Origin of the sequence: Paraburkholderia kirstenboschensis, assembly GCF_904848585.1 — a bacterium.
In the GTDB taxonomy this organism is placed as follows: Bacteria; Pseudomonadota; Gammaproteobacteria; order Burkholderiales; family Burkholderiaceae; genus Paraburkholderia; species Paraburkholderia kirstenboschensis.
On record NZ_CAJHCR010000051.1, the window covers coordinates 1 to 4,707 of the forward strand.

Below are 4,707 nucleotides of genomic sequence, written 5' to 3' on the forward strand. Positions count from 1 at the left end.
GACGTGTCGAAACTCCACTCTGGCACATTGATGCCGATCGGTTCAGGAGGGCCTCTGCGTTTCTACCAGGCTCTGCGTCCCCGAAGGGAGGGCGGTGTCCATTCCATCTCGACCCATTCATGTCGTGGATCGCGAACTTAATTTCGTCCTCAAAGTACACGATAACGGTGCCGCTCATGACGCGGTAGCGTCCTCGATACCTGGTGCCCTCCACCTCAACTTCTAATTCTTTGGTTGACTCATAATCTGCGGACATCAACATAGCTCAGGTTGCTTCGATTGGTCAAACTTACCGAAGGAGCTGGTGCCCGTCAATAACTACAACGCATAAGTGCACGAGCTTGTCGGGCGATGCGGCAGAACGAGGCATAACGGGGCATTCTGCTGCAGGGCCATTGGTAAAGAGGTCTTTACTTCTCCTTTAACAAGGGAGCTTTTTGTCTATGAAGCGCTGAGTTTGACGAGTCTCTTTCATGCGCTCAACCAACCGCCGTCGTGTCGACGAACCCCTGGCGACGCAGACCGATGCGTCACACGTGCGCGCCGGTCGCATTCCTTCAATCAAAGATAACGCCCCAACCTTGTGCGTGGCGCTAATTGCAGCAGCATCTGCTCTACAGCGGCTTCGACGCTGCCTTGATTCGGCGTTTCTGTTTTTTCTCTAGAGCACGCAGGGCCGCTTTCGTGTCGACGCCATCCGGCAGCGACGCACGATGTGCGTTGAGAAGGTCGCGGCTCGCGACGACATCATTTAGCTCGCCAAAGCGCTTTTGTAGCTGCTTCAGATTTTTAAGCCCGTGACGCTGCTTCTTTTTTAGCAAGGGCTCGAAGAACTCGATTAGGTATCGCACTTTCTTTCCAGCTTTGCGTACGTCGTGGTAAGAGCTGTAGTCAGAGCCGCCCGCTTTCGACGCGTGGTGCATCCGCTTCTTTAGTTGGTCCTGTGCCGCCTTTACTCTTTTCTGCGCGAATTTCGTGAGCGGCGTTCGGGCGGAGGAGGTGCTCAACTCCCGATTGGCCTCGCTTACTGCGTCGCGCAAGGTCTCGTCGAGATGAGAGTTTCTTAGAGTCTCAGCGCTTTTCTCGGCCGTCTCATTCCGATTTCTTCTGAATGCGTTCAACAAAGTCTCGTCGCCGTCATTTTCGACAAGCTCAATCAGTATGTCCCAGTCGCGTGTGTTGCCCGCCGCACTCGCAAGAGACTTGAAGAGGTCACGCTGCTCATTGTCAAATTTCGCATCCAGAATCGGCCGATAGGCCCAAAGCAGAGTTCGCAGCCGACGCAGTGCTACGCGAAGCTTGTGCAGTTTCTCGGCGTCGGCATCGTTCCGAAGAGCCGCTGCCTCTTCGATGGCTTCAGTGACCAACGGGTTGGCATAGGTGGCGAAGTTCGCCTCTGCCAGCGCCTGGGGGCCGCGCGTCTGGGTGCCGCCGTCTGTAGTCATGGTCGTTTCCCCGCCTTGCAGATACACGAGTTGTGGCAAGAACCGTACCCTCCCTTGGATGGCTTGTCGACCGGTAGGCGCGGCGCTTGCTCGCCAAGATTTGGGGCGCTTGCGCCAGGTCTGGGCCGCGCGTCGTCACATTCGGAGCCGCGTATGGATGAGCAATCGGAATCGGGAAGCGACACAGCGGCTGACGACAATAGTTCGCCAAGCTGGGTCCCGTGGACCCTGCTGCGGCCCACGCAGGGGGCAATCGGCTACGTTCAGGTACAGGCGAAGGCGGCGAGCTATCTTGAGCTTAAACCTGAAGCAAGACGTGCATTCGCCGAGGAACAGGCCATCGCGGTTGTTCATGGGCCGTCAGGGTCGCTCCACGTAGTTGACCATCATCATTGGGCGCGCGCATGGTTTGACATGGGACTCCCGGAAGCGCCGGTTCGCATCAGGGAAGATTTCCGCGGCTTCACGGAAGAGCAATTTGTGAAGACCATGTCAGAGCGAGGTTGGCTGCACCCCTTCGATGAACACGGGCGGAAATATCCGCTCTCTGACTTGCCTGAGTCCGTTGAAGCAATCCCCAATGACCCCTTCCAGAGCCTTGCTGCATTTGTAAGAACAGCAGGCGTTTTTGAAAATCCGGGTGAATTCAATGCCAAATTCGCGTGGGCGGATTTCCTGAGAGGACATGTTGCCCAGCGCCCGGCGACGGTGGATGGATTCGCACTCATGCTTGCGGAAGCGTTCGCAGCCTCCAAGCTACCCGAGGCGAGGCAGCTCCCCGGGTTTATTCCAACCGCGGGTCACGAGCATGACTAAACGTTATATTGTGGAGGTCCGTTTTGAGGACGAAGGCTTGCTCGACCTCCCCGGTGACGCAACCTACACGTTAGCGTCGTTCACTGGCGAAACCGACAGGCAGGTCAGCGTGTTCGAGACACTTGATGAGAATCTCGCCGCGAAATGGACGCGCATACTAGACGCCGAAGACCGGAGCTATGTCGCGCGGGTGATGGATGGGAACAACGTCATTTCCCAGCAATGTACGCGTAATCCCAGTTGGCGCCCAACGTAGAAGCGCCCGGACGTCCGCACTGATTGAGACGCGGTTTTGCAGCGAGTATGTGTCTGTTTCGTAGGACTGTCCTGTCGATGCGATTTTTTGTTTGGCTGATTGGCGCTTCACACGTTGGTCGCGGTCCCCTATCGCAGCAGGCCAAACACCGTGACCAGAACGAGATAACGCGTGCCGGTCAGCACGCATCGGAGCTGTGCCGGCGACTAAAACCAGCGGTTGGCCGCGGCGCGCAATCACGCGCATTACCGCCTCAACGTCTATGCCCAAATCGACGGCGCGTCTAGTCCGAGGCGTTAATCCATAAGCAGCGATACTCTCGGTTGCGCCCGGCGGTGCGGTGTTAAAGAACAGCCGGCGGCTCGGTATGTTCGTCTCACCGGAACTGCTTGCTGACATATGTGCATGGCTGAGCGAAGGCATGCCTGCAGCGCTGGTCGACGAGCTTGAAGTGATAGAACTGCAACCGCCATTTGCCCGGCTTGACCACTTCGAGCGATTGTCCACGCTGCAAAGGCAAGCGATTCGCTATAACAGAAAACGTGACGCCATCCACCCAACGACCCGCCGGGCAGTGTCATGCTGACGACACCGGAATAGTTATTCGCTGAAGGCTTCGTGTTCGAGCTGTTCGCGAGAAACATGGCGCACGTCCTTGCCCTTGACGACGTAGATAATGATTTCCGCTATGTTTGTCGCATGGTCGCCAATGCGTTCAATGGCCTTCGCGATGAAAAGGTAGTCCAGCGCAATGGCGACCACTCGCGGGTCGTCCATCATGCAAGTCACCAACTTCTGTATGACCGCACGAAATTGTTCATCGATGGCGTCATCGTCGCGGACGATTTGTGCGGCGGAAGCTGTATCGAGGCGCGCGAACGCATCAAGCGCACGGCGGAGAATAGTTATGGCCATCTCACCGGATTGCGCGATTTCCGTGATATTGATGGCCAGTGCATTGCGGTCTTCTGCAATTCGTCGGGTCCGCTTCGCGACCTTCCGCGCTTCATCCCCAGCGCGCTCGAGGTTCGTGACGGTCTTCGAGATGGCCATCAGCAGACGCAGGTCGCGTGCAGCCGGCTGGTACCGCGCGATGATATTGATGCACTCTTCATCGATTTCCGCTTCGAGGGCATTGAGTCGACGCTCGTCGATGATGATTCTATCGACCAGGTCCAAATCCAGGTGGTTCAGCGCCTGCATCGCATTGATGACTTGCGATTCAACGATGCCGCCCATCTCGAAAACCTTGGCCAATATCCCGTTGATGTCAGCGTCGAATCGACTGGAAAGGTGGTTATCCGGCATCTGAACTCCTGTCATTCGACCAGGCTGTTTTGTAGTTGCCCCTCGGTTTCATGCCCACTGCAGCACGTAGGGTACGGTGGCACAAGCTCCACGAAACGTGCGCAGGCATCCGGCGTAGCGGTGATACGCAGGCTCCACGGGAGCCCGCTCGGAGCGTGGTAAAGCTACGATTTTGCTGGTCGACCGGTCTTGACGGTTTCGACCGCGGAAACAGCTGCGAGCAGACTCTCTGCGGTGGGAGCCGAGTCCAGTAAAAGCAGCCCAGCGCGAAGCAGCTCACTCTTGCTCACCGAGACGCCTGCGTCGAGACACTTCCGTTTCAGCGCTGCGATTTTCTCATAGTCGGGCTTCGGCATCGTGAAGCTGTCGCGCACGAGCTTCTCCTTCTTCGCGCGTTTCGCTTTCACTTCTGTTCCTGGACTGACCTGTGCGGTTTCAACGGGTTTCGCACGCTTCTGTTTGCCGGCTGGATTTGCCCCCCGGACACCGCCTCACACTAAGGTTGATGAATCGGTTCTGCGTCGGAACTCGCGTGGCGAGCGATATTGCAACGCGCTGTGAGGATGCTTCTCGTTGTAGTGCTCGAATGCAATGGCAAGATTGCGTGCAGCCGTTGCCGCGTCGGGCTTCGGCATAAAGGCGACGTAGTCACGCTTCATCGTCTTCACGAAGCTTTCCGCCATGCCGTTCCCGTAAGTCCACGAATGCAGATCGTACAGGCGCTCAAGCGCGTGTAGAGATCGAGGTCACCCACCCGTTCCATCCATGGCGGGGCAGGCGCTTTGTGCTGGCAACCCGCAAACAGAACTGGGGCGAGGACCGTGTGATGTTTTATGACGCACATGGACGGCTGCGCTCATTGCTTGCGTCGTGGACGAATGT

At 57.1% G+C, this 4,707-nt stretch carries 7 protein-coding genes and 1 pseudogene; 4 read left to right on the forward strand and 4 right to left on the reverse strand.

All coding sequences use genetic code 11. The features are described 5' to 3' along the window. Nucleotides 1-614 precede the first annotated feature (614 nt). Nucleotides 615-1,445 carry a CHAD domain-containing protein gene (locus JMY24_RS37705; protein ID WP_201704078.1) on the reverse strand — a complete coding sequence of 277 codons (831 nt, stop codon included), beginning with the start codon at nucleotides 1,443-1,445 and terminating at the stop codon, nucleotides 615-617. 153 nt (nucleotides 1,446-1,598) lie between these two features. Here JMY24_RS37705 and JMY24_RS37710 point away from each other — a divergent pair, with 153 nt between their 5' ends. The 3 genes from JMY24_RS37710 to JMY24_RS39855 all read left to right on the forward strand — a co-directional run bounded on the left by JMY24_RS37710 (nucleotide 1,599) and on the right by JMY24_RS39855 (nucleotide 3,103). Continuing rightward, nucleotides 1,599-2,261 (forward strand): ParB/Srx family N-terminal domain-containing protein, encoded by a 663-nt coding sequence (locus JMY24_RS37710; protein WP_201704080.1) that lies wholly within the window; start codon nucleotides 1,599-1,601, stop codon nucleotides 2,259-2,261. Continuing rightward, nucleotides 2,254-2,517, forward strand: a complete 264-nt coding sequence (locus tag JMY24_RS37715) for a hypothetical protein (protein WP_201704082.1) — start codon at nucleotides 2,254-2,256, stop codon at nucleotides 2,515-2,517. Before JMY24_RS37710 ends, JMY24_RS37715 begins: the two co-directional genes overlap by 8 nt. Before the next feature lie 367 nt (nucleotides 2,518-2,884). Then, the gene (locus JMY24_RS39855) at nucleotides 2,885-3,103 is read left to right on the forward strand and encodes a hypothetical protein (RefSeq protein ID WP_413231309.1); all 219 of its coding nucleotides are present in this window, start codon (nucleotides 2,885-2,887) and stop codon (nucleotides 3,101-3,103) included. A gap of 14 nt (nucleotides 3,104-3,117) precedes the next feature. Here the strand turns inward: JMY24_RS39855 and phoU are convergent, their stop codons facing one another. From phoU to JMY24_RS37735, 3 genes and pseudogenes are all read right to left on the reverse strand, one after another. Further along, on the reverse strand, nucleotides 3,118-3,825 hold the full coding sequence (gene phoU, locus JMY24_RS37725) for a phosphate signaling complex protein PhoU (RefSeq protein WP_201704084.1): 708 nt from the start codon (nucleotides 3,823-3,825) through the stop codon (nucleotides 3,118-3,120). A 164-nt stretch (nucleotides 3,826-3,989) separates the two neighbouring features. Beyond that, on the reverse strand, nucleotides 3,990-4,232 hold the full coding sequence (locus JMY24_RS37730; RefSeq protein ID WP_413231310.1) for a hypothetical protein: 243 nt from the start codon (nucleotides 4,230-4,232) through the stop codon (nucleotides 3,990-3,992). A gap of 84 nt (nucleotides 4,233-4,316) precedes the next feature. Then, nucleotides 4,317-4,514 (reverse strand): annotated as a pseudogene (locus JMY24_RS37735) (integrase core domain-containing protein); the annotation flags it as partial. Nucleotides 4,515-4,564: 50 nt separating this feature from the next. Between JMY24_RS37735 and JMY24_RS37740 the strand changes: the two are divergent. Continuing rightward, on the forward strand, nucleotides 4,565-4,707 hold a 143-nt coding region (locus tag JMY24_RS37740; RefSeq protein ID WP_268960853.1), incomplete at its 3' end, for a DUF5372 family protein.